The sequence below is a fragment of the Dietzia sp. SLG310A2-38A2 genome, assembly GCF_014145095.1.
Lineage (GTDB): Bacteria > Actinomycetota > Actinomycetes > Mycobacteriales > Mycobacteriaceae > Dietzia.
Window position 1 is genome coordinate 1 of the sequence record NZ_JAALDX010000451.1, and the last position, 2,481, is coordinate 2,481.

Genomic DNA, 2,481 nt, shown 5'->3' on the forward strand with positions numbered 1-2,481 from the left:
TTCGCACGGCACCGGTGGGTCCTCGGTCCCGAGCTGAGCGAGGCGGTGGTGCGCACGAGCGCACGCAGGCGGACCACGCCGGCCGCGCTGCTGCTCACCGCGTATGCCCACATGTTGCGCGAGTTGTCCGGCCGATCGGAGTTCTCCGTGATGCTCACGACCTTCGGTCGTCCGCCGGAGATGGCCGGGGTCATCGGAGAGTTCACCGAGCTCTCCCTGGTGGCACTGCACACCTCGGCCGATCCCCACGCCTCCCTGGACTCGGTGGGTGCCTCGCTGTTCGAGACGCTCGACCGGTCGAGCGTGTCGGGGATCGACGTGCTCGCCATGCGCAGCGCTCAGGAGGGTCGGCGGTTCTCGGCACCGGTCGTGTTCACCAGCACCCTCGGTGGGGAGGAGGAGTCTGGGTTCGACGACGACTGGAGCGGTGAGCTCGTCGGGGGAATCAGCCAGACACCGCAGGTGGTGTTGGACCACCAGGCCTACCGCTGGGATGGGAGCATCATCGCCCAGTGGGACTACCTCGCGTCGGCGGTCGACGCCGAGCGGCTCGGGCGGGCCGTCGCCGTCTACTCCGAGGCGGTGCGGATTCTCACCGGGGGCGCGTCGTCAGCCGAGGGGCTGTCCCCCGGGGTCGAGGAGGCAGGCACGGGGCAGCCCGGTGGCGACCAGGTGCGCGATCCGGCCGCGACCCTGCTCGACCTCGTCCGGGGAGCCTGGGCCGACGTGCTGGGGCTCGACCGCGCCGACGTCAGGGCCGATTCGGACTTCCTGGGACTGGGTGGCGACTCGCTCACCGCGGTGCGAACGGTGGCCGGCCTACGGGGGATCGGTGTCACGGTCCCCGTCGCCGACGTCCTCAACGGGGTGACTCCCGAGGAGATCGCCCGTCAGGCGACGGCGGCGGGATGGCGCATCGGTGATGCCGAACCGCCGCAACTCATTCGTGCGGAGCCGGGGAGGCCGTTCCCCCTGACCCCCCTGCAGCAGGCCTACTGGGTCGGTGCCCAGGGGGGGTGGCAGCTCTCGAACGACGCAGCGCACTTCGTCGTCGACTTCTTCGACCCGCTGTGCGACCCCGAACGGCTGCGCGCGGCCGCTCGCCGGCTCATCGATCACCAACCGATGCTGCGCGCCGTGGTCACCGAGGACGGCTACCAACGCGTCCTCGATCCCGACGACCCCCGGCTCGCCGCCGACCCGGTCGAGATCGTCGACCTCACCGGGCGCTCGGACGAGGAGGTCTCCCACGCCATCGCGGACACCCGGTCGGCCTGGGAGGTCGACGGGCCCGACCCCGAGCAGTGGCCGACCTTCCGTATCCGGGCGCACCTGCTGCCGGGAGGCGGTGCCCGTGTGCATGTGGTGGCGGCCCTCGTCTTTGTGGACGGATGGTCCTTCTACCTGTTCTTCGACCAACTGCTCACTTTTCACGACGAGCCCAACGCCCACTTCCGGGCGCCCGAGGTGAGCTTCGCCGACCACGTGGCGACCCTGGAGGCTGACGCGTCGCGTCCGGCCGCTCGTCGCGCACTGGAGAACTGGCGTCGCCGGTTCCCCGGCTTGCCGCAGGCCCCGCCCGTCCCCGTGCGGTCGGTGCCGGACCGGGTGCGACGGATGGAACGCCGTGCGTTCCGACTCGACGCCGCTACCACCGCCGCGTTCACCGAGCGGTGCCGCGCCGCGCGGGTCACTCCCACGGCGGTGTTCGGGGCGGCGTACTCCCACGCGCTCTCCGAGTGGTGTGCCCAGGAACGTTTCCTGCTCACCGTCCTGTACTTCAACCGTCCGCCGATCTCCGGCGACATCGACAGGGTCCTGGGCGCGTTCTCCTCGACGGTGCTGGTGGACATCTCGGTACCCGACTCGTCGGACCCGGCGGTGCACGCCGGTGGCTTCGGCGACGCGGTCGGTCGTTCGCTCGACGATTCCGCCGTCGACGGCGTCGACGTCGCCCGCGAGCTGTCGCGGCACCGGGGCACCCGCGGCCTGGTCTCTCCCGTCGTGTTCACCTCGACGCTGGGCTTCAACGATCCCACGGCGCAGTCGGTGACCAGACGCATCGATCCGGCCGATGTGTGGGAGAGGGTGCGCACTCCTCAGGTCCTCGTGGACCTGCAGGTGGCGTCGGAGCATGACCAGATCGTGTGCAACATCGACTGCCCCGAGGGGGTCATCGACCCCGACGATCACCAGCGCCTGCTCGACCGGGTTCGGGACTTCATCGACGTCGTGCTGGAGGACCGGGTGCTCGAGCACGCCGACTGGCCGCAGCACGGCCGCGATGGTCAGGACGGGTCGCCGGCCGGCGACCGATCGTTGGCGGGCCTCACGTCGCGAGCGCCCGGTGACACCTCGAACGGCACGGTGTCCCGGCCGCTGCGAGTCGCCGCGCAGGCCACCCTGGCCCACGTCCGCGAGGCCGTGGCGTCCCAGCTGGGGAGCGCCCCCACCGATTCGACCGACTTCTTCTCGGCGGGA

General features: G+C 71.2%; 1 protein-coding gene. It reads left to right on the forward strand.

Annotation, left to right across the window (positions count from 1 at the left end; all coding sequences use genetic code 11):
* Positions 1-150: 150 nt before the first annotated feature.
* On the forward strand, positions 151-2,481 hold a 2,331-nt coding region (locus tag G6027_RS14905; RefSeq protein ID WP_241727167.1), incomplete at its 3' end, for a condensation domain-containing protein.